At 68.4% G+C, this 1,878-nt stretch carries 2 protein-coding genes; both read right to left on the reverse strand.

Annotation, left to right across the window (positions count from 1 at the left end; all coding sequences use genetic code 11):
- Positions 1-993: acyl-CoA dehydrogenase family protein (locus AB4Y86_RS17880; protein WP_441403497.1), on the reverse strand; the 993-nt coding region annotated here is incomplete at its 3' end.
- Between the two features lie 77 nt (positions 994-1,070).
- A complete protein-coding gene (locus tag AB4Y86_RS17885; RefSeq protein WP_441403498.1) occupies positions 1,071-1,856 on the reverse strand; it encodes a TetR family transcriptional regulator in 786 nt (261 codons plus the stop codon).
- Between the last annotated feature and the right edge of the window lie 22 nt (positions 1,857-1,878).

Here is a 1,878-nt window from a genome sequence, read left to right on the forward strand (position 1 = left end):
CAGCTTGGATGCGGTCACGGCGGCACCGTCGAGTGAGACCCGGCCCTGGACCAGGGTGCCCAGCATCGTGAAGAAGCGGCGGCCCGGGCTGGCGATGGGTGAGCTGTAGCTGCCGTCGGCGTCAACGTTGCCGTACCGGTTGAGCAGGTTGGTCCGCGGGATCCGTACCTGCGTGAAGTGCAGCCGCCCGTTGTCGATCCCGTTCAGGCCGCCCTTGACGCCGTCGTCCTCGCCGCCGATGCCGGGCAGGAATTCCTTGGTCTCCGGGTCGCGCAACTGCATGTAGAACGCGTGCACGCCGTGGTTGACGCCGTTGGTGATCAGCTGGGCGAAGACGACGGCGGCCAGGCCGTCCAAAGCCGCATTGCCGATGTAGTCCTTCCAGGCCGCGCGGAAGGGGGTGTGCACCACGAATTCGGCGGTGGCGGGGTCGTAGGTGGCGGTGGTGGCGATACTGGCGACGTCCGAGCCGTGGCCGGTCTCGGTCATGGCGAAGCAGCCGGGGATGTCCAGGTTCATGATGCCGGGCAGCCACTGCGTGTGGTGCTCCTCGGTGCCGAGGTGGTTCACCGCGGAACCGAACAGGCCCCACTGCACACCGGCCTTGATCTGCAGCGAGGGGTCGGCGATGACCAGTTCCTGGAAGCCGGCAACATTCGCGCCGTGTTCGTCCCCGCCACCGACCGCCACCGGGAAGGCGCGGTGCACGGCGCCGTTGTCCACGAGGATCTTCAGCTGGCCGAAGACACGCTCGCGGTGCTCGGTGTGGGGGAGACCCTCGGTCTTGTGCAGCTCCGGTCGGCCGGCCAGTTCCCGTGCCTGCCGGCGGACCGCGGCCCACTTGCCCAGCAGCTGTTCGCCGAGCGCGGCGACGTCGACGGCGGGTGTTCCGGCTGCGGTCTTGGTTCCGGTTGCCCGGGCGCCCGGTGAAGTCCTTGGCGAGAGGGCCGGGGAGGTGGTGGGCTCCGCAGGGCGGTCGGCTAGTTCAGTCATGTCGATTCCTTCGTTGGCGCTGACACTGTGGTTCTGGGGCTGTGGTTCTGGCACGGGGGTTGTCCGGGAGCGGTGGATTACGGCACCGGCGGGTCCTGGAGCTCGGGCGCGACGCCGAAACAGAGCCAGTCCGTGATTTGGCGGGCCATCGCTTCCTGGCCGGGCTTGGCGGGGGAGTCGGGGCTCGCCAGCCACTGTTCGCCGGCATTCCGGACCAGCCCGATAGCGGCGTTCGGCCAGTAGCCGATCATGGCGTCCTTGCCCGGCGCGGCCCGCAGCAGGGTCCGCATGGGCAGCGCGATCATCTCGCTGATCGCGTCGAAGAAATGCCCCAGCGCGCCCGCCGCCGCAATTGAGCCGTTGTGGCTCTCGGCGTCGCCCGGCGCGTAGCGGGTAACAAAGGTGTAGACGTTCGGGCTGGTCTCCGCCATCTGCAGGTAGGCGGAGACCATGGCGTAGAGCCCTTCCCGCGGGGTCTGGGCGCTCTGCGCGGCTTCCTGGATCCGCCGCTGCATCTGGTTCAGGACCACTTCGCCCACCGCCTGCTGAAGGCCGGCCTTATCGCCGAAGTAGCGGTAAAAGACGGACTTCGAGGTTCCTGCGGCCGTGGCGATGTCCTCCATTGACGCTTCGCTGCCGAGCACGTGCACGGCCTTTCGCGCGGATTTGATCAGCTCGCGGCGCCGTTCCTCCCGATGCGACTGCCAGCGGGAGGCGCGTCCATCGACGGATGCGCTGCCGGGTGCGCTGCTGGCGCCGGGCGTCGCTGGACGGGGGCCACCGTCGGCGGCATGGGCCGGCCCGGCGGGTTCTGCCTGCAGGATGTTCACGATACTCAGCGTATCAGGTACGCTGGGTATCAGTAACCCGCTTTGATCAAAGGAG

The organism is Arthrobacter sp. 2YAF22_2 (genome assembly GCF_052114645.1).
Taxonomy (GTDB): domain Bacteria; phylum Actinomycetota; class Actinomycetes; order Actinomycetales; family Micrococcaceae; genus Arthrobacter.